Genomic DNA, 18,071 nt, shown 5'->3' on the forward strand with positions numbered 1-18,071 from the left:
GAACACGGGCGTACCTCCCCGGCAATGGCGATCGGAACCCTGTCGTCAGTCAGGATTCTTGCCTTCAAGTTTGTTTTCCAAAAGGTTGCCTGTCATCGCATCCACACCGACTTCCTGTGTGCCCTTGGCGACCTTGATATCGAACGAATAGCGCAATCCGCTTCCACCGTCTTCGTTCTCAAGTTCTTCGTCGGTGATTTTTCCAGGATGCGCTTTCAGCGCAATGGCACGCGCATCCGCCATCGTGATCCTGGCAGTGCTCGCGAGCTTCGCGCCGGTGAGTGGCTTGAGGCTGGCAGGTGGTTGAGCCGCAGGGACTTCAGCGGCACAGGAGGCGGTGCCTGCTGCGGCTAGTACGAAAGCGAGGAGGGCAAGTTTGTCGTGGCGCATGGTGATTCTCCGGTTGAACGCAATCAGTTGCGTGACACAGATCGTGCGGCTGCAGACTTAGCTGGCACCGAGCAGCGCAGAGAATTTTCGGGCGCGTCGCTGGTTTTTTCGCCACCGTACTGGAACACGCAGTGGTGCGACGACACCGGTTCGAATACAAGCATGTGCAACCACGACGCTCGATTCTTCCATCGCGGTAACCTCCGATGCTGTCCGGCATGCGCGAGTGCCGCACTCAGCGGGCGAACCATAGCCGCCTCAGCCAAACCATCCATCGCGACGGCGGTGTGCAGGCGTACGCCATCGCCGCCTTTTTGATGCCTTCGGCCTGCGTCGGGTAAGCGTGCATGACACCCGCGATCGTTTTCAGGCCGATGCCGGCGATCAGCGCCAGCGACAAGTCGTTAATCATCTCGCCAGCATGGCGCGCCACGACGGTCGCACCGAGGATTTCGTCGGTGCCGTCGCGGATGTGGATTTTCACGAAGCCTTTTTCCTCACCGTCGGTGAGTGCGCGGTCGACATCGTGCATCGGTACCGTGAAGGTTTTTACGGGGATGCCGCGTGCGCGTGCCTGCCGCACGTACATGCCGACGTGGGCGATTTCGGGGTCGGTGTAGGTGCACCACGGAATTTTTAGCGCACTCATGCGTTGCCTGCCGAAGCACAGCGCGTTGCGCACGACGATGCGGGCTGATGCTTCGGCGGTGTCGGTGTATCTGTGTTCAAGGCAGACATCGCCGGCGGCAAAAATGCGCAGGTTCGAGGTGCGCAGGAAGTCGTCGACCGCGATGCCCTCGTTGACGTCGTAGATCACGCCTGCCGCTTCGAGGTTCAGGCCCGAGAGTGCTGGCCTGCGGCCGATGCCAGTGAGGATTTCGTCGACCGTGATGGTGGCGACGTTGCCATCGTTGAGCGTCTCGATGCGCTTCTTGCCGCCCTCGACGCGTACGTTGACGGCCTTCGTGTTGAGATGAATTTCGACACCATCGCGCGCCATGGCGTCGGCCAGCAATTGGGCTGCGTCGCGTTCTTCTTTCGGCAGGAAGAGCGGTTCGGAATGGGTAATGACAACACGACAGCCGAAGCGACACAGCGCCTGCGCCACTTGGCAGCCGACCGGACCACCGCCGATGACCAGCAGGCTTTTCGGTAACTCGGTCAGGTCGAACAGGGTCTCGTTGGTTAGGTAGCCGGCGGCGTCGAGGCCTGGAATCGATGGCAGCAACGAGCGCGACCCCGTGGCGATCAGTGCCTTTTTGAAGCGCAGGCGCAGCCCATCGACATCGATCACGTCGGGCCCGACGAAGGTCGCTGTGCCAAAGAAGAGATCGACGCCGTCAGCGGCGATGCGTGGTGCCGAGTCGACGCGGCTGGCACGCGCACGAATGCGCCGCATGCGCGCCATTGCCAGCGGAAAATCAACCTGGATGTCCGATGGCGACCGGGCGCCGTAAGCTTCGGCATTGCGCATCTCGGCATACAGGCGCGAGGTACGGATCAGTGCCTGCGACGGTACGCAACCATAGTTCAGCGAGAGTCCCCCCAGCAGATGTTTTTCGATCAGGGCGACGCGGGCACCGAGTGCCGCAGCGGCTCGGGCAGCCACCAGACCGGCCGGCCCGGCACCAATGACGATCAGGTGATAGGGCTCACGTGGTACCGGATTGCGCCAGTCGGGCGGCTTGGCATTACGACACAGTTCGTTGTCGTCGATACCGAGGTGGGGCAGATGCTGCTGTGGCTGGGAGTAATGCATCGCTTCCGCGCCGGCTACAGCCAGCCTCCCTTGAAGTCCGCACGGCGCAGCCCGGCGCGCACGACCGGATTGGCGCGGCTCAGTTGCCACGGCAGTCCGCTGCGATAGTTTTCGATCATCAGTACGGTCATCCCCTGATCGAGGCCGAATTCGCCCGCCGCGACCCAGCCGTGCGGACCCGCCTCGGCCACGGTCGGGTTGAAGCCGCTGGCACGAATCGCAGTGGCGTCGTGGCCGCCGGATCGTGTCCACATGGCGCGCAGCGCGGGCAGCACCACTTCAGGGGCGAACACCAGCGACGACAGCGTCGCTGACGGACAGATCGTGCCGTCGTCCGGGCCGTACGGAACGCCGCGTGCCGCGTAGCCGAAGAAGGTCTGATATCGACCGGCGATACGGCGCGCGTCGGCCTGCGGACCGTCGCCGGCCGACAGGCCCCAGCAGTCGCGGTCATAGCCGGTAAAGCTGCCGGGGTTGCGTATTGCATACTCGCGCTGAACCAGAGTGGCGCGCCGGCTGTTCTCAAAGTAGTCACATTTTTTTTCGCGCATGAAGGCATCACGTATGCCGCGAAAGTCGATCCACGCATGCGAGAACTGATGGATGAACAGCGGTCCGGCATACAAAAAATCGATCCCGTACAGGTTTTCCCATTGGTAGGTTCCGGTCCAGGCGCAGAAGCACTGGTTGGTGAGCGCATGGGTTGGCGATCCCAGACCGAGCACGTAGAGCAGGAGCGCTTCACTGTAGCCTTCCCAGCCATAGTTCAGAAAGCCGCACTCCGGCTTCCAGCCGTGCGACATCGCGCCACCTTCGCGCTGCGCCCAGCGCCAGTCGACCCGGCAATACAGCGCGTCGCCCAGGCGGCGCAGTTCGATCTCGTCGGGCGTGTCGGCGTCGAAGTATGTTGCTGCAGTCAGCACGCCTGCCATCAGGAACCCGGTGTCGATCATCGAGACCTCCGAAAGCCAGACGCGCGTGCCGCTGTCCATATCGAGGAAGTGAAAGTAAAAGCCGCGATAGCCGGTGGCCCGGGCGCTGCCCGACTGGTCGCTCGCCATCAGGAAGCGCAACGTGACGAGCGTGCGCTGCACCGCATCGACGCGTTCCATCCAGCCCCGCTCTACGCCCACCGTAAACACCGACAGGGCGAAGCCGATCACCGCGATGCTGCACGGCGCACCATCGCGCGCGGTGTCTGCTACCAGACCGTTGCGCGGATTGTGGGCGCGCAGAAAATAATCGAAGGCGCCGCGCTGCAGATCGTCCAGCAGCGTGTCGTCGGGCGGACAGTCGGTCGCCGCGTTGCGATCGGGTTGAAGTGCTTGCATGGCTGAAGGTGACGGCACTGGGCACGTTCCGTAGTTGACGTCGCTGGTGGCGGGTTCGAATGGGGGGCGAGGATTAAGGACCAGGCAGGGTGTTGCTTCAGGCTATGCGCTATTGCCGGTACGCGTCAGCGTGCTGGCGCACAGAACAATGGTCTATCCGGCAATGGACGTCGTGCAGATTTCTGTAAGTGCGTTGGCGCATAGACGGGCATCTGCCGTGGGTCCACCGTAAGCCAACAAGACGTTGCGCCCTGACGTTGCACACGCTGTCTAAAGGAGCGAAATCTTGCTGCGAACTCTCAGTAAAGCGCACGGCCGCAATGTCCGTGCCATCGATGTCACCACCTGCCCGGGCAAGAATCTGTATCCGGGCGACGAGATACCTGATGGGGAACAGAGACAATTCATGGGCCAGTCACAGGATAGCGATCGCACCCTGTTCGGCAGAATGCCCAATCCGCCGAGCCACACTATCGCTTCAGCAATCACATCGGAAACCCCGTGAGTACAGGCTCGCCGGAGATCACATCAGGGAAACGCGATGCCGCATAACAGCTACAAGTCGGAATTGCACGACCTGCAGGTGGAGTTCGTCAAGTTGCAAAGGCACTTCATTGCCCATGACGAACGCATTCTCGTGCTGCTCGAAGGGCGCGATTCGTCGGGCAAGGACGGCAGCATCAAGCGCATCGTGGCACACCTGAGCCCGCGCGAAACCCGGGTAGTCGCGCTTGGAAAACCCTCGGATCGTGATGAAAAGGCGTGGTACTTCCAGCGCTATGTGCCGCACCTGCCGGTGAACCAGGAGCTGGTCCTGTTCAATCGCAGCTGGTACAACCGCGCCGGTGTGGAACGGGTGATGGGGTTCTGCTCGAAGGAGCAGGCCAGGGAATTTCTGGAATCGGCCCCCCGCTTCGAGCAGATGCTGGTCAATTCCGGCATCAAACTTTTGAAGTACTACCTTGACATCAGCAAGGACGAACAGAAGGCACGACTGGCAGACCGCAAGCGCGATCCGCTCAAGCAGTGGAAAAGCAGCCCGATCGACAATGTGGCGCTGGACCACTCGGACGACTACACACAGGCGCGCGATGCCATGCTGCTGGCCACGCATGCAGATGGTGCGGCCTGGCATATTGTGCGCACCGACAACAAGCGCCACGCGCGCCTGAATCTGATGCGTGACATTCTCTCCCGTCTGCACTACGCCGGGCGCAGCAAGACGATTCCTGCACCCGACCGAGACATCGTTTTCCAGTTCACGCCGGAATGTCTGTGCGACCACAGGCTTGCCCGATGAACGCGCGTCGCGCCGGATCGACAAGGTCGCCGCTTGTTCTTTTGGCGTTCACTGACAAGCAGTGATGAGGACTTTTTTTTGCGCACAATTCAGGACAGGTAAACCATGACCTCCACCACGCTCACGCCCGCCCTGCTCGATGCCATGAACGCCTACTGGCGTGCGGCCAACTATCTGGCAGTCGGGCAAATTTACCTCTGCAACAATCCGCTATTGAAACGCCCGCTGGCGCTTGCCGATATCAAACGCATGTTGCTCGGGCACTGGGGCACGGCACCCGGACAGAATTTTATTTACGTCCACCTGAATCGCGTGATCAAGAAATACGATCTCAACATGATTTACGTCTGCGGCCCCGGTCACGGCGGGGCGGTGGTGGTTGGCAATACCTATCTCGAAGGGTCCTACAGCGAGGTCTATCCCGACATCAGCCAGGACGAGCAAGGGCTGCAAAAATTGTTTTTGCAGTTTTCATTTCCGGGCGGGATACCCAGCCATGCGTCGCCGGAATGTCCGGGTTCGATCCATGAAGGTGGCGAGCTCGGCTATTCGCTCAGTCACGCCTTCGGTGCGGTGTTCGACAATCCCGAGCTGGTCGTGGCCTGCGTGATCGGCGATGGCGAGGCCGAGACCGGACCGCTGGCGACGGCCTGGCACTCCAACAAATTTCTCAATCCGATTTCCGATGGCGCGGTGCTGCCGATCCTGCATCTGAACGGCTACAAGATTGCCAACCCGACCATCCTGGCGCGCATCGCGCCCGATGAACTCGATCAGCTGTTGCGCGGTTATGGCTGGACGCCGTATTACGTCGAAGGACACGAGCCGGCATTGATGCATGAGGCGATGGCGACAACCCTCGACAGCGTGATCGAGCAGATCCAAACCATCCAGCAGGAGGCGCGACGCGACGGCCACTTCACGCGTCCGCGCTGGCCGCTGATCGTGCTGCGTTCGCCCAAAGGCTGGACCGGTCCCGCCATCGTCGACGGCAAGCAGATCGAAGGCACCTCGCGCGCGCATCAGGTGCCGATCTCTGACCCGGCCGCGCATCCCGGGCATCTGCAGTTGCTGGAAGACTGGCTGCGCAGTTATCGGCCGGAGGAACTGTTTGATGCGCAAGGACGCCTGATGCCGGAGCTGGCCGCGCTGGCGCCGCAGGGCGAGCGCCGCATGGGTGCCAATCCGCACGCCAATGGCGGGCTGTTGTTGCGCGACCTGCAGATGCCGGATTTTCGTGACTACGCGGTCGAGGTGGCAACGCCGGGCATTCGCGGTATCGGCGACACCCGCGTGGTCGGACCGTTCCTGCGCGACGTCGCAAGAATGAATCGCGTGCAACGTAATTTCCGTTGCTTCGGTCCGGACGAAACACTCTCCAACGGGCTGGGTGCGCTGTTCGAAGCGACCGACCGCCAGTGGGAAGCGAGCATCAAGCCGGGTGATGAATTCCTGGCCGCGGACGGGCGCGTGCTGGACTCGATGCTCAGCGAACACCAGTGCGAAGGATGGCTGGAAGGCTATCTGCTGACAGGTCGCCACGGGCTGTTCAACTGCTACGAAGCCTTCATCCACATCGTCGATTCGATGTTCAACCAGCATGCCAAATGGCTGAAGGTCACGGCGCAGCTGCCGTGGCGAAAAAAAATTGCGTCGCTCAACTATCTGCTGGCGTCGCACGTCTGGCGTCAGGATCACAACGGCTTCACGCATCAGGACCCCGGCTTCATCGATGTGGTGGTCAACAAGAAGGCGAGCGTGGTGCGGGTGTATTTTCCGCCGGACGCCAACTGCCTGTTGTCGGTCATGGACCACTGTCTGCGCAGCCGCCATTACGTCAACGTCATGGTCGCTGGCAAGCATCCGGCGCCGCAATGGCTGACGATGGATGCTGCCGTGGCGCATTGCAGCGCCGGGATCGGGGTCTGGTCCTGGGCCGGGAATGAGCCGTCTCACGCGCAGGTCAACCCCGCGCAGGGCAGCCCCGACCCCGACGTGGTGATGGCATGTTGCGGCGATGTGCCGACGCTGGAAACGCTCGCCGCAGTGTCGATCCTGCGCGCCCAGTTGCCCGACCTGATCATCCGGGTCGTCAACGTGGTCGACCTGATGAAGCTGCAACCGGAAAACGAACATCCGCACGGCTTGAGCGACCTCGATTTCGATGCGCTGTTTACGACCGACAAGCCGGTTATTTTTGCGTTCCATGCTTACCCGTGGCTGATCCACCGCCTGACCTATCGGCGCACCAACCACGGCAATATCCACGTACGCGGCTACAAGGAAGAGGGCACCATCACCACACCGTTCGACATGACGGTATTGAACGATCTGGACCGGTTCCATCTGGTCATCGACACCATCGACCGCCTGCCGCAGACCGGTGCGCAGGGCGCTGCAGTGAAGCAGCGACTGCAGGACAAGCTGATCGAACACAAACAGTACATCGATCGCTACGGCGAGGATATGCCTGACATCCGCAACTGGACCTGGGGCGCTCAACCATGAACCTGCCCCCGGCGCCTGAACCCGGGCGCGGCAATGCAGCCAGCAACCCCGCAACGCGACGTGACGAACACGACCGACCAACCGACCAACCAACCGACCAACCAACCGACCAACCAACCGACCAACCAACCAGGAGAGTGAATCATGTTGAAAAACGCAAGCACGCTAACCAAATCCATCGTCAACGCAACCGATGGCGAGATCGGCAATGTCGAGGACGCCTATTTCGATGATGTGGCATGGGCGATCCGCTACCTGGTGGTTGACACCGGTACGTGGCTCGTCAGTCGCAGGGTGCTGATCTCGCCGTATTCGGTGGTGCCGCCGCTGGCCAGCGACGCGATCGTCAATGTCTCGCTGACACGTTCCCAGGTAAAAGACAGCCCCGATGTCGACACCCACAAGCCGGTCTCGCGCCAGCACGAACGCGCCTATCTGGGCTACTACGGTTACCCGCCGTACTGGAATGATGCCGGGCTGTGGTCGATGGGAGAGTACCCCTTGATTCCGCCGGCAGGACTCTCGCACTCGCAGGAAGAGCGCGATCAGCGTGAGTCCGATGTCAAGCCCGAAGATGTACACCTGCGCAGCATGAAAAACGTGCGCGGCTATTTCGTCGAGGCCAGCGATGGCAATATCGGTCATATCGATGATTTCATTTACGACGTCGACTCGTGGGCCATTCGGTATCTGCTGGTCGACACCAGCAATTGGTGGCCGGGTAGCAAAAAAGTGCTGATCGCCACCAGCTGGATCGACCGCATCGACTGGCTCGATAGCCGGGTATTCACCACGCTCACGCAGGACGCGATCAAGCAGAGCCCGGCCTATGACGAGTCGACCATCCTCGACCGCGATGCTGAAACACGCCTGCATGACACCCATGCGCGCCGCGGATACTGGAACAAGGAAGGCTGAATGCGCATCCGGCCAGGCAGTAACATGAGCAAGCAACAGGCGTAAGCAACTATGGACAACAACATCGCGGGATCGAATCGCGGCCGGATCGCCGCCGTGCGGGGCAGCGTCGTCGATATCCGTTTCGAGACCCATCTGCCGCCGATTCATACCGTGCTGCGGGCCGGAAAAGACCAGCAAATAACCATCGAAGTGCTGGCCCAGATGGATGCGCATCTGGTGCGTGGAATCGCGATGACCCCGACCCAGGGACTGGCCCGTGGTGATCCGGTCGAGGACACTGGCGGCCCATTGAAAGTACCTGTCGGCAAGCAGATCCTGTCGCGCATGTTCGACGTGTTTGGCAATGTCATCGATCGTGAAGCACCGCTGACCGATGTCGAATGGCGTTCCGTACATCGGGAGCCGCCGCCATTGGCCCGGCGTTCAACGCAATCGGCCATTTTCGAAACCGGCATCAAGGTGATCGACGTGCTGGTACCGCTGGAGCGCGGCGGCAAGGCCGGGCTGTTTGGCGGCGCCGGTGTCGGCAAGACGGTGCTGCTGACCGAGATGATCCACAACATGGTCGGCAATCAGCAGGGCGTGAGCATTTTTTGCGGCATCGGCGAACGCTGCCGCGAAGGGCAGGAGCTGCACCATGACATGAAAGAAGCGGGCGTGCTGCCGAACATGGTGATGGTGTTTGGCCAGATGAACGAGCCGCCCGGCGCCCGCTTCCGGGTCGGCCACGCGGCCTTGACGATGGCCGAATATTTTCGCGACGATGAGCATCGCGACGTGCTGCTATTGATCGACAATATTTTTCGCTTCATCCAGGCTGGCATGGAAGTGTCCGGCCTGATGGGGCAGATGCCATCGCGGCTAGGCTACCAGCCGACGATGGGCACCGAGCTGTCCGGGCTGGAGGAACGCATCGCCAACACCGACAGCGGGGCGATCACCTCGATCCAGGCGGTGTATGTGCCGGCCGACGATTTCACGGACCCGGCGGCGGTGCATACCTTTTCGCACTTGTCGGCATCTATCGTGCTGTCGCGCAAACGTGCCAGCGAAGGATTGTTTCCGGCGATCGATCCGCTGCAATCGAGTTCGAAGATGGCCACACCCGGCATCGTTGGCGAGCGGCATTACGCGCTGGCCCAACGAATCCGGCGCACTCTCGCGCAGTACGCCGAGCTCAAAGACATCATCGCCATGCTGGGCCTGGAGCAGCTGTCGCCGGAAGACCGCAATGTGGTTGGGCGGGCGCGCCGGCTGGAGCGCTTTCTGACGCAGCCATTTTTTACGACCGAGCAATTCACCGGCCTGACCGGCAAGCTGGTCAGCCTGAAAGATGCGCTGGATGGCTGCGAGCGCATCCTCAATGACGAGTTCAGGGACACGCCGGAAAGTGCGCTGTACATGATCGGCAGTATCGATGAAGCGACGATGAAAGCGAAGGCCGACAGGGCTGCCGCGCCGGTCGAAGCAGAGGCAACGCCCCATGCATCTTAAGATCCTGCTGCCCTACAAAATCTTCGTCGATACGCACGACGTGGCGCGCATCGTCGCCGAGACGCGCAATGGCGCATTCGGCCTGTTGCCGCGCCGGCGTGATTGCGTCGCGGCGCTGGTGCCGGGCATCCTGACGTATCAATCCGATGCCGACGGCGAGGTCTTCGTGGCGGTCGATGAAGGCATACTGATCAAGGCCGGAGACGACGTGCTGGTGTCGGTGCGGCGTGCGATCCAGGGTACCGATCTGGCGCAATTACGGGACTCGGTCGAGCAGGAATTTTCGGCGCTGGATGAGCAGGAGAAAAGCGTGCGCACGGTCATGGCGAAACTCGAATCCGGATTTTTGCATCGCTTCGCGCGGTTCCAGCATGGGTGACCAGCCGACACCGCCAAACCTGGCCGACGAAATCGGGGCCAGGGCGAACCGCAAGCTGAAGGCGCGACGCAGCACGCAGGGTGTCTGGTTCGGACTGGGCATGATGGGATTGATCGGCTGGTCGGTGGTGGTGCCAACCCTGCTGGGTGCGGCGCTCGGCATCTGGCTCGACACCCATCATCCGGGCCGGCACGGCTGGACACTGGCGCTGCTGATGGCAGGACTGGTGCTCGGTTGTTTCAATGCCTGGCATTGGGTCGACAAGGAAGATCGCGCTATGCGTGACGAACTGCGTGACGAACAGGGTGACGAACTGCGCGACGAACACAATGACGATCAAGGAGCTGCACAATGAATGACCCGTTGTTGCTATTGCTGGCAGCTGTGGCTGGCATCGCACTCGGCTTGCTGTTCTATGGCGGCCTGTGGTGGACGATCCGTAAAAGCATGGCGTCACCGCGCCCGGCGCTGTGGATACTGGTCAGCCTGCTGGTCCGGATGGGAATCACGCTGGCGGGATTTTATGTGGTCGCAGGCACCCATTGGGAACGCCTGGTACTGTGCCTGCTCGGCTTCATGGCCGCGCGTGCTGGCGTGACGTGGGCAACCCGACTGCCTGTGGAACCTGGCGTCGGTGCCAAACAGAAAGCCTCTCATGCGCCTTAGCCCGGACGAGCTGATTTTCTGGCAGCACGGATTTGTCAAACTCAACGCCACCATCGTCTTCACCTGGGCACTGATGCTGATCCTGGTCATCGGATCAAAGCTGATCACGCGCAACTTGTCGATGGATCTGCAGCGCACGCGCTGGCAGAATCTGCTGGAAATTATCGTCTCGGCCATCCTGACGCAGATCGACGAAGTGGGCCTGCCGAATCCCAAAAAATACATCGGGTTTATCGGCACGCTGTTCCTGTTCGTCGCGACGGCCAATCTGTTCACCGTCGTCCCCGGTTATGAACCACCGACCGGTTCGCTCTCGACCACCGCCGCGCTCGCGTTGTGCGTCTTTGTGGCGGTACCGTATTTCGGTATTGCGCAACAGGGCATGCGCGGCTATCTCAAGTCCTACATCGAGCCGACCGTGATCATGCTGCCGTTTAACCTGATCAGCGAACTGTCGCGCACGCTGGCCCTGGCAGTGCGCCTGTTCGGCAACATGATGAGCGGCGCGATGATCATCGCCATCCTGCTGACCATCACGCCGTTCCTGTTTCCGATCGTGATGACCGCACTTGGTTTGCTAACCGGCATGGTGCAGGCGTACATCTTCAGCATTCTGGCAGCGGTGTATATCGCTGCTGCGACGCGTGTGAATCAACCCGGAGCGATATCCGAACCGGCGCAGCATGCCTGAGCCATCTTTGAATCCCGGCCCTGCATACCGGCTGTAAATTTCATCAATCAACGAAGGAAATACCATGGACAACATGTCAATGATCGCGGTGGCGTCAATCTTGTGCGCGGGTGTCACCACCAGCTTTGGCTGCCTCGGACCGGCGCTGGCGGAAGGGCGCGCAGTCGCCACGGCATTGACGGCACTGGCGCAGCAACCGGATGCCTCTGCCACCATCACGCGCACCCTGTTCGTCGGTCTGGCGATGATCGAATCCACTGCGATCTACTGCTTCGTGGTGTCGATGATTCTGATTTTTGCCAACCCGTTCTGGAACTATGTAATTTCCCAGACACCCGGGAAATAGGCCGTGTTAATCGACTGGTTTACCGTTGGGGCGCAAGTGCTCAACTTCGTCATTCTGGTGTGGTTGATGAAGCGCTTTCTGTACCAGCCTATCCTCGATGCGATCGCTGCGCGCGAGAAAAAAATCGCCGCTGAACTGGCGGATGCCGACACCAAAAAAACCGAAGCGCAAAAAGAACGTGACACCTTCCAGCAAAAAAATGCTGCCTTCGACCAGCAGCGCGCAACCCTGTTGAGCCAGGCAACCGAGGCGGCCAGGGCCGAAGGCCGGCGGTTGCAGGAAGACGCGCGCAAGACGGCAGAGGCGTTGCGCGTCAAGCAGCAAGCCGCGCTGAACAATGACGCCAGGAATTTGCAGCAGGCCATCAGCAGCCGCACGCAGCAGGAAGTCTTCGCGATCGCGCGCAAGACCCTGGCCGACCTGGCCACGACCAGCCTGGAGCAGAGCGTGACCGGGGTTTTTGTACAGCGCTTGCAGGCACTGGATGAGCCGACCAGGGCCAGATTTTCCGACGCACTCAAGTCCGGCTCCAGTCCCGCATTGGTGCGTAGTGCATTCGCGTTGCCGGCGGCGCAGTGCAGCGCGATACAGGACGCGGTCAAACACCTGTTTGCCGCCGACATCCCGCTCAGGTTCGAGGTCGCCCCCGATCTGGTCAGTGGCATCGAGTTGAGCGCGAACGGACAAAAGGCAGGATGGAACATCGCGGAGTATCTGCAGACGCTGGAGGCCGGCGTTGCGGACCTGTTGCAAGAAAAGGCGCAACCCGTGTCCAAAGCGCCTGCCGTACCGGCGTCTCTGACGGGACCAAACCCGCAAGCGGCATCCGCTACGGCAGTCGAGGCCACGCCGTGACAATCCAGTCCGGCGGCCTGCAAACCGCGTTCGATAGCGCATTCGCCGGGATCAGTCAGGTACGCGATACCTACACTGCCCAGCTCACGTTGCGCGAGGTCGGCACCATCATCAGCGTCACCACCGGCATTGCCAAAGTGGCCGGACTCCCTGGCGTTGGTTCCGATGAGTTGCTCCAGTTCCCCGGCGATATTTTCGGCATCGCCTTCAACGTCGATGCTGATGAAATCGGTGTGGTGCTGCTCGGTGATTACGCGCTGCTGAACGCCGGCGATCAGGTGCTGCGTACCGGTCGCGTGATGGATGTAGCCGTCGGCGACGCGCTGCTGGGACGCGTGATCGACCCGCTCGGCCGTCCGCTCGACGGCAACGGTGCGCTGATGACCGAGATGCGGCTGCCGATCGAGCGCCCGGCAGCGGCCATCATGGACCGCGCGCCAGTGACGGTGCCGCTGCAAACGGGTCTGAAGGTCGTCGATGCGATGATTCCGATTGGACGCGGCCAGCGCGAACTGATCCTGGGTGATCGCCAAACCGGCAAAACGGCGATCGCGCTCGACACCATACTCAACCAGCGTGACAACGATGTCGTGTGCGTGTATTGCGCTATCGGTCAGCGCGCCTCGGCGGTCGCCAAAACGGTGGCCGTGCTGCGCGAGCAGGGCGCGCTGGCCTACACGGTGGTAGTGGTCACCGAAGGCAACGACCCGCCCGGGCGGACGTATATCGCACCGTATGCGGCGACCAGCATTGCCGAATATTTCATGGAAGCAGGGCGCGACGTGCTGATCGTCTACGACGACCTGACGCAACATGCACGCGCCTATCGTGAGCTCTCGCTGCTGCTGCGGCGCCCGCCCGGCCGCGAAGCTTTTCCCGGTGATATTTTTTATATCCACTCGCGATTGCTGGAGCGCTCCACGCATCTCAGTAAGGAACGTGGTGGCGGCTCGTTGACGGCGTTGCCCATCATCGAAACCGAAGCACAGAATATCTCGGCGTACATACCGACCAATCTGATTTCGATTACCGATGGACAGATCTACCTGTCGCCGTCGCTGTTCGAACTCGGCGTGCTGCCGGCCGTCGATGTCGGCAAATCGGTGTCGCGTGTCGGCGGCAAGGCGCAACGCGCCACCTACCGCGCAGTGGCCGGTGATCTCAAGCTCGGCTATGCGCAGTTTGAAGAACTGGAAACCTTCGCCCGCTTCGGCGCACGACTCGATGACGACAGCCGCAAGATCATCGAACATGGCCAGCGGATTCGGGCCTGTCTCAAGCAACCGGAATTCTCGCCCGTGGCAGTCCCCGCACAGATCATCACCTTGCTGGCGCTGAGCGCCGGCCTGTTCGATCAAGTGCCGCTGGAGCGCATGACGGCGGCCGAGCAGGCCGCGAAAGACGCTGCCGAACACATCCCGCAAGACGTGCGCGCGCGCTTCGAGACCGCAAAAAAATTGAGCGACGAGGACCGCACGACGATTGTCGATGTCGCCCGTACTGCGCTGGCATCGTTTCAGCCGGCTGCGCAGGCCACACCGCCGGGCAAGGTCCGGCCATGAGCAACAGCATGGCCAATCTGCGGCGCAAGATCGACAGCGCAGGCGACCTGCAATCGGTGGTCCGGACCATGAAAGCACTGGCCGCGTCGAATATCGGCCAGTACGAACAATCGGTTCTGGCGCTGGCCGACTACTACCGGACTGTCGAACTGGGATTGAGCGCCTGTGTGCGCACCAGTGATCCGGCACGCTTGCGGCGCTCTGACCGGAAGCCGCACGCCGGCAGTGCGACTGATCCGGTCAACGCCATCGTGTTCGGTTCCGACCAGGGACTGGTCGGGCAGTTCAATGATGTCGTGGCCGACTTTGCGATCGAGACATTGTCAGGCATGCCCGGCGACGTGCAGGTATGGGCGGTCGGCGAACGCGTCCATGCCCGCCTTGCCGATTCCGGATTGCGGCTGATGGGATTGTTTTCCGTGCCAACCTCGGTCAAGGCGATCGCGCCACTGGTCGGGCAAATTCAAATCGATACCGAAGCGCATGGCGCTCGGGAAGAGTCGGCGCGTCTGTACGTCTTTCATAACAGCCCGCAGTCGGGCGCGGTATTCGCGCCGGTCAGCCAACGGCTATTGCCGCTTGACGGCGAATGGCTGCACAAGCTGGCGAAAGTCGATTGGCCATCGAAAATTTCGCCGGAAGTCATGGGCGCGGACCGGCAAGAAGACCGGCGTGCAGATACGACGACGCTGCGCGCCCTGATCCGCGAATACCTGTACATCTCGCTATTTCGCGCATGCGCCGAATCGCTCGCAAGCGAGAACGCGAGTCGTCTGGCGGCCATGGAACGGGCCGACAAGAACATCGATGAATTGCTGGAAAATCTGCATGGTGCGTTTCATGGCCTGCGCCAGAGTTCGATTGACGAGGAGTTGTTTGACGTGGTGTCGGGGTATGAATCGTTGTCGGTTCGTGGCAATTGAAGTGTCAGCAGTCCTTGCCAGGCCAGTCGAGTATGCGGGACACGAGACAGCGTCCTGTGCCGCGGCTTCTCGCTGCTTTTTGACGAAGTCGCGCATGAGGTCCTGATCATCGAAAGCGGCCGCCCAGCGCTGAATCTTCTGCATGGCTGCGATAAACGGCGCGGCATTGCCCTCGCGGCGGAGAAGGCGCAGGCAGTCAAGGTATTCTGCTTAACAAACCGTCGGTTCCTAAGTGCGTCAGACGTGCCTACCTCTCGCTGAGTCCTTGCCCTCTGCTCAGGACGCCAACATTGTGAGACAACCGTTCGTGCAGTACCTTTTTCCAGTCCTGGTCAAGCCAATGCGCGACGGCGTCAAAGCCAGCCGTGATACGTGCCAGCAGGGCATCGAGGCAGGTTGCTGCCTCCGTTGCACTCGTAAAGCCGAAACGATGTGCGTCAGCCAGCACCGCGTCCCGAGAAATGTCGAAGCGACCCTGAGATAACTGCATGTGAAGGCGAACTGGCGTTTCCACCGGGTCAGGCACGACGTCGAAAGCCGGCGCGAGCCGCCAGCAGCGCCCCTCCGCGTTATAGACAATGGCATGGTTACGCACATGGTCATCATCGTTGCCGCATACCGCATTGAACACCATGCGCCCAAACAGTTCGACACGATCTTCAACTGGCGCACCTGCCAACCGCAGTTCTTCCGCCAAACGCGGATAGCTACAGCGGTCCGTCTGGAGGAGCCCCGGATATTCGGCCTGCAACAACGACGCGGCGCTCACACACATGTGGCGCTGCCGGCCGGTTCGGTCAAACCGTAGAACCCGCACCGCATTCCTGCCCCCTGTGGCAGGGTGAAAGACTGTCTGGGCAAAATTTAATCCACTTGCCTTACCCCACTGCTGAGCCACGTGTTCGAGCAGAGGAATATTGGCAACATCGCTTGTAATTTCCGGCTTTACCAGCCAAAACTGACCGTTGTCGCCTTGCACCGTGGTTTTCGGCCGCGCACCACCCACGCTGGCCGTCTGGACCAACCTTGCACGAAGCTTTGCGCGTATCGCAGGACGGCGCTCCGCGAGTGCCGTCAATTCTTCAATAACCTCACTGAGTTGAGGCAGGCCAGAGGTGTTAGCTTTCGCGTCAGGCGGTTTGGCGCTTGGACCTACGGCAAGCGCACCCCAGCGGTCAAGATTGCTGGCTTTGAGCAAATAGTGCAGCAACGAGGCATCTTCCGGCAGAGTATGTTCCCGGCGTAGTAAAGCCTGTCCCCATGCGTCCGGGCAGGCATCTCGCAACACGTCATGCAGGCCTTGATACCGTGGCGCCGTGACCTCGGTGCCCGGCAAAAACGGTAAGTTTCGCGGGTCAATGGCCCAGGCAAGCCCGGCATCAAGGTAGGAGGGGGCGTACTTGAAAAAACCTTCTCCGGGCTGGCCCGCCTTGTACCGGCCAACTGTGACCCACTCGCCGCTATCTGGCCGCTGCAGGTAGATGTATATCGGTTTAGAAATACTCAGCATCGTCAGCTCCCTTTTCCTGCCGGCTCAGCTTGACGCGCTGACCATAGTCACCTTGCCAAAGCGCCGCAGGCAGTGCTGGTGCCGCCTGATCGATGATGCCTAGCGCAAGAAGCGCAGTCAGATAAGCGCCTGCACCGGCACCTGGGTCGCCTTTTTCCATCCGTAGCAGCGTCGTCCGGGAGATACCGAGTCGGGCAGACAAATCAGCGACAGCGATACGCTGACGCAGACGCTGCGTGTTAATGCACTTACCCCATGCAGTGAGCCGGTCCTGCACCAGTGTTGGCCAGTTTTCAGCCTTCGAGAGCTTATTCGGCATGAGATACTCCATTCATAGATAGGTCGTTATAACATGTAACGCTTTATCTATGAACAGTATTATGTATGTGATTGAACCATGGATGAGCCGTTATGTAGTATGGCGACGACTCTATGATGCGTGTCAGCAGCGTGCCGGCATTGGGAGCCTGCAGACGACTCCACACAAGAATCCGGATATGCCATTTCCTATTACAACCCCACCGTACCTTCTAAGGTGTGTCGTTTTATTGCGTGGTATGTGCTTAACATTGTCGCGTTTTTGGTATTTATCTCAAATGCTGGTTGCTGGTAATAATGCATTAGGGGCGGTGACATCAACGATGTCGCCGCCCCTCGTAAATTACTTTTCAAACCGCGCTCTTTATTCACATCTCAAAAGCATCCTCATCGAGGTCATCATCGGTATCGTCAACGTCTGACATGCAGCTTTCGTCAGCCGTTCGCTTGCTCGCCATCAGCAAATCAAGAGAGTCCCATACTTTGCTATTTGCATCAGCGACCCGTTGCCCGGCAAGGTTGTCGACGCTGGGCATCCACCGACTATAAACACTAATCAACATACTCCAATCGGCATGCCCCATTTGTTCAGCGACATACAGCGGATTTTCCCCAGACGACAACATCACTGAAGCGTAAGTGTGGCGGCAATTATATGGTCGTCGATATCTGACACCGGCACGTCAAAGTGGTCTGCGTGGACATCATTGGCTGCTTTGGCAACGCGCGAGGCTTGGTCAATGGTGACGTCTCGTTTTTCCTGTAGCCATGGAGCGTGTGCCGGATAGTAATTGGTGAAGGTGTGCGAAGGGTGTATGCCATTTCTATGCCGATTTGGGGTGCCTGGTTGTGGTGGCAAGCAAGATCGGACGTCAAGAAACGACAAAGCCGTTGAATAATCAACGGCTTAGCGTGTTAATGGTGGAGGCGGCGGGAGACCCCTTCACGCAACGTGCATCCCATTGATTGCAAAAGAAAAGTTCAGTAGGAAAAAGTCCGCGAAGTGCGGTTTCGCCTCTTCAGGCGATACCCAAAACGATACCTGGAAAACAAAACAAGGATAGCAGAAAAGCAGCGGTTTTTGACAAATGCCAGCCTATACGATAGGCTATTTAGTG

19 protein-coding genes are annotated in these 18,071 nt (G+C 60.3%); 13 read left to right on the plus strand and 6 right to left on the minus strand.

What is annotated here, in order from left to right:
* Positions 1-45: 45 nt before the first annotated feature.
* The 3 genes from ABD720_RS11475 to ABD720_RS11485 form a co-directional block, all read right to left on the minus strand.
* Positions 46-390, minus strand: a complete 345-nt coding sequence (locus ABD720_RS11475) for a PepSY domain-containing protein (RefSeq protein ID WP_344763422.1) — start codon at positions 388-390, stop codon at positions 46-48.
* 235 nt (positions 391-625) lie between these two features.
* Positions 626-2,149 carry a mercuric reductase gene (locus ABD720_RS11480; protein ID WP_344763423.1) on the minus strand — a complete coding sequence of 508 codons (1,524 nt, stop codon included), beginning with the start codon at positions 2,147-2,149 and terminating at the stop codon, positions 626-628.
* Between the two features lie 14 nt (positions 2,150-2,163).
* Positions 2,164-3,480 carry a glucoamylase family protein gene (locus ABD720_RS11485; protein WP_344763424.1) on the minus strand — a complete coding sequence of 439 codons (1,317 nt, stop codon included), beginning with the start codon at positions 3,478-3,480 and terminating at the stop codon, positions 2,164-2,166.
* Positions 3,481-3,766: 286 nt separating this feature from the next.
* On the opposite strand from ABD720_RS11485, the gene ABD720_RS11490 reads away from it, so the two are divergent.
* The 13 genes from ABD720_RS11490 (at position 3,767) to ABD720_RS11555 (ending at position 15,125) form a co-directional block, all read left to right on the plus strand.
* Positions 3,767-3,985: a hypothetical protein gene (locus tag ABD720_RS11490; protein ID WP_344763425.1), complete on the plus strand. Its 219-nt coding sequence runs from the start codon at positions 3,767-3,769 to the stop codon at positions 3,983-3,985.
* 36 nt (positions 3,986-4,021) lie between these two features.
* Positions 4,022-4,780 carry a polyphosphate kinase 2 gene (ppk2, locus tag ABD720_RS11495; protein WP_344763426.1) on the plus strand — a complete coding sequence of 253 codons (759 nt, stop codon included), beginning with the start codon at positions 4,022-4,024 and terminating at the stop codon, positions 4,778-4,780.
* 105 nt (positions 4,781-4,885) lie between these two features.
* Positions 4,886-7,288, plus strand: coding sequence for a phosphoketolase family protein (locus ABD720_RS11500; RefSeq protein ID WP_344763427.1), 2,403 nt, complete (start codon positions 4,886-4,888; stop codon positions 7,286-7,288).
* A 144-nt stretch (positions 7,289-7,432) separates the two neighbouring features.
* Entirely contained in the window at positions 7,433-8,206 is a 774-nt protein-coding gene (locus ABD720_RS11510; protein WP_344763428.1) for a PRC-barrel domain-containing protein, read from the plus strand.
* Positions 8,207-8,257: 51 nt separating this feature from the next.
* On the plus strand, positions 8,258-9,703 hold the full coding sequence (gene atpD, locus ABD720_RS11515; RefSeq protein WP_344763429.1) for a F0F1 ATP synthase subunit beta: 1,446 nt from the start codon (positions 8,258-8,260) through the stop codon (positions 9,701-9,703).
* On the plus strand, positions 9,693-10,082 hold the full coding sequence (locus ABD720_RS11520; RefSeq protein WP_344763430.1) for a F0F1 ATP synthase subunit epsilon: 390 nt from the start codon (positions 9,693-9,695) through the stop codon (positions 10,080-10,082). The genes atpD and ABD720_RS11520 overlap by 11 nt, the downstream gene beginning before the upstream one ends.
* Positions 10,075-10,437 carry an AtpZ/AtpI family protein gene (locus ABD720_RS11525; RefSeq protein ID WP_344763431.1) on the plus strand — a complete coding sequence of 121 codons (363 nt, stop codon included), beginning with the start codon at positions 10,075-10,077 and terminating at the stop codon, positions 10,435-10,437. The genes ABD720_RS11520 and ABD720_RS11525 overlap by 8 nt, the downstream gene beginning before the upstream one ends.
* Entirely contained in the window at positions 10,434-10,748 is a 315-nt protein-coding gene (locus tag ABD720_RS11530) for an N-ATPase subunit AtpR (protein WP_344763432.1), read from the plus strand. The genes ABD720_RS11525 and ABD720_RS11530 overlap by 4 nt, the downstream gene beginning before the upstream one ends.
* A complete protein-coding gene (locus tag ABD720_RS11535; protein ID WP_344763433.1) occupies positions 10,738-11,439 on the plus strand; it encodes a F0F1 ATP synthase subunit A in 702 nt (233 codons plus the stop codon). The genes ABD720_RS11530 and ABD720_RS11535 overlap by 11 nt, the downstream gene beginning before the upstream one ends.
* A gap of 64 nt (positions 11,440-11,503) precedes the next feature.
* The gene (locus ABD720_RS11540) at positions 11,504-11,785 is read left to right on the plus strand and encodes a F0F1 ATP synthase subunit C (protein WP_344763434.1); all 282 of its coding nucleotides are present in this window, start codon (positions 11,504-11,506) and stop codon (positions 11,783-11,785) included.
* Between the two features lie 3 nt (positions 11,786-11,788).
* Entirely contained in the window at positions 11,789-12,640 is an 852-nt protein-coding gene (locus tag ABD720_RS11545; protein WP_344763435.1) for a F0F1 ATP synthase subunit B family protein, read from the plus strand.
* On the plus strand, positions 12,637-14,202 hold the full coding sequence (locus ABD720_RS11550; protein ID WP_344763436.1) for an alternate F1F0 ATPase, F1 subunit alpha: 1,566 nt from the start codon (positions 12,637-12,639) through the stop codon (positions 14,200-14,202). Before ABD720_RS11545 ends, ABD720_RS11550 begins: the two co-directional genes overlap by 4 nt.
* Positions 14,199-15,125 carry a F0F1 ATP synthase subunit gamma gene (locus tag ABD720_RS11555; RefSeq protein ID WP_344763437.1) on the plus strand — a complete coding sequence of 309 codons (927 nt, stop codon included), beginning with the start codon at positions 14,199-14,201 and terminating at the stop codon, positions 15,123-15,125. The genes ABD720_RS11550 and ABD720_RS11555 overlap by 4 nt, the downstream gene beginning before the upstream one ends.
* 247 nt (positions 15,126-15,372) lie before the next feature.
* On the opposite strand, the gene ABD720_RS11560 is transcribed toward ABD720_RS11555, so the two are convergent.
* The 3 genes from ABD720_RS11560 to ABD720_RS11570 form a co-directional block, all read right to left on the minus strand.
* Positions 15,373-16,635 (minus strand): type II toxin-antitoxin system HipA family toxin, encoded by a 1,263-nt coding sequence (locus ABD720_RS11560; RefSeq protein WP_344763438.1) that lies wholly within the window; start codon positions 16,633-16,635, stop codon positions 15,373-15,375.
* On the minus strand, positions 16,619-16,954 hold the full coding sequence (locus ABD720_RS11565) for a hypothetical protein (RefSeq protein WP_344763439.1): 336 nt from the start codon (positions 16,952-16,954) through the stop codon (positions 16,619-16,621). The genes ABD720_RS11560 and ABD720_RS11565 overlap by 17 nt, the downstream gene beginning before the upstream one ends.
* Before the next feature lie 367 nt (positions 16,955-17,321).
* On the minus strand, positions 17,322-17,579 hold the full coding sequence (locus ABD720_RS11570; RefSeq protein WP_344763440.1) for a hypothetical protein: 258 nt from the start codon (positions 17,577-17,579) through the stop codon (positions 17,322-17,324).
* Between the last annotated feature and the right edge of the window lie 492 nt (positions 17,580-18,071).

Source organism: Actimicrobium antarcticum (genome assembly GCF_039536745.1).
In the GTDB taxonomy this organism is placed as follows: Bacteria; Pseudomonadota; Gammaproteobacteria; order Burkholderiales; family Burkholderiaceae_D; genus Actimicrobium; species Actimicrobium antarcticum.

What these genes read in the sequence shown, in the direction of transcription:
- ABD720_RS11475 (WP_344763422.1), bottom strand. Translation starts at nt 390, where the DNA reads ATGCGCCACGACAAACTTGCCCTCCTCGCTTTCGTACTAGCCGCAGCA.
- ABD720_RS11525 (WP_344763431.1), top strand. Translation starts at nt 10,075, where the DNA reads ATGGGTGACCAGCCGACACCGCCAAACCTGGCCGACGAAATCGGGGCC.
- ABD720_RS11485 (WP_344763424.1), bottom strand. Translation starts at nt 3,480, where the DNA reads ATGCAAGCACTTCAACCCGATCGCAACGCGGCGACCGACTGTCCGCCC.
- ABD720_RS11570 (WP_344763440.1), bottom strand. Translation starts at nt 17,579, where the DNA reads ATGTTGTCGTCTGGGGAAAATCCGCTGTATGTCGCTGAACAAATGGGG.
- ABD720_RS11500 (WP_344763427.1), top strand. Translation starts at nt 4,886, where the DNA reads ATGACCTCCACCACGCTCACGCCCGCCCTGCTCGATGCCATGAACGCC.
- ABD720_RS11520 (WP_344763430.1), top strand. Translation starts at nt 9,693, where the DNA reads ATGCATCTTAAGATCCTGCTGCCCTACAAAATCTTCGTCGATACGCAC.
- ABD720_RS11560 (WP_344763438.1), bottom strand. Translation starts at nt 16,635, where the DNA reads ATGCTGAGTATTTCTAAACCGATATACATCTACCTGCAGCGGCCAGAT.
- ABD720_RS11530 (WP_344763432.1), top strand. Translation starts at nt 10,434, where the DNA reads ATGAATGACCCGTTGTTGCTATTGCTGGCAGCTGTGGCTGGCATCGCA.
- ABD720_RS11565 (WP_344763439.1), bottom strand. Translation starts at nt 16,954, where the DNA reads ATGCCGAATAAGCTCTCGAAGGCTGAAAACTGGCCAACACTGGTGCAG.
- ABD720_RS11555 (WP_344763437.1), top strand. Translation starts at nt 14,199, where the DNA reads ATGAGCAACAGCATGGCCAATCTGCGGCGCAAGATCGACAGCGCAGGC.
- atpD (WP_344763429.1), top strand. Translation starts at nt 8,258, where the DNA reads ATGGACAACAACATCGCGGGATCGAATCGCGGCCGGATCGCCGCCGTG.
- ABD720_RS11540 (WP_344763434.1), top strand. Translation starts at nt 11,504, where the DNA reads ATGGACAACATGTCAATGATCGCGGTGGCGTCAATCTTGTGCGCGGGT.
- ABD720_RS11510 (WP_344763428.1), top strand. Translation starts at nt 7,433, where the DNA reads ATGTTGAAAAACGCAAGCACGCTAACCAAATCCATCGTCAACGCAACC.
- ABD720_RS11535 (WP_344763433.1), top strand. Translation starts at nt 10,738, where the DNA reads ATGCGCCTTAGCCCGGACGAGCTGATTTTCTGGCAGCACGGATTTGTC.
- ABD720_RS11480 (WP_344763423.1), bottom strand. Translation starts at nt 2,149, where the DNA reads ATGCATTACTCCCAGCCACAGCAGCATCTGCCCCACCTCGGTATCGAC.
- ppk2 (WP_344763426.1), top strand. Translation starts at nt 4,022, where the DNA reads ATGCCGCATAACAGCTACAAGTCGGAATTGCACGACCTGCAGGTGGAG.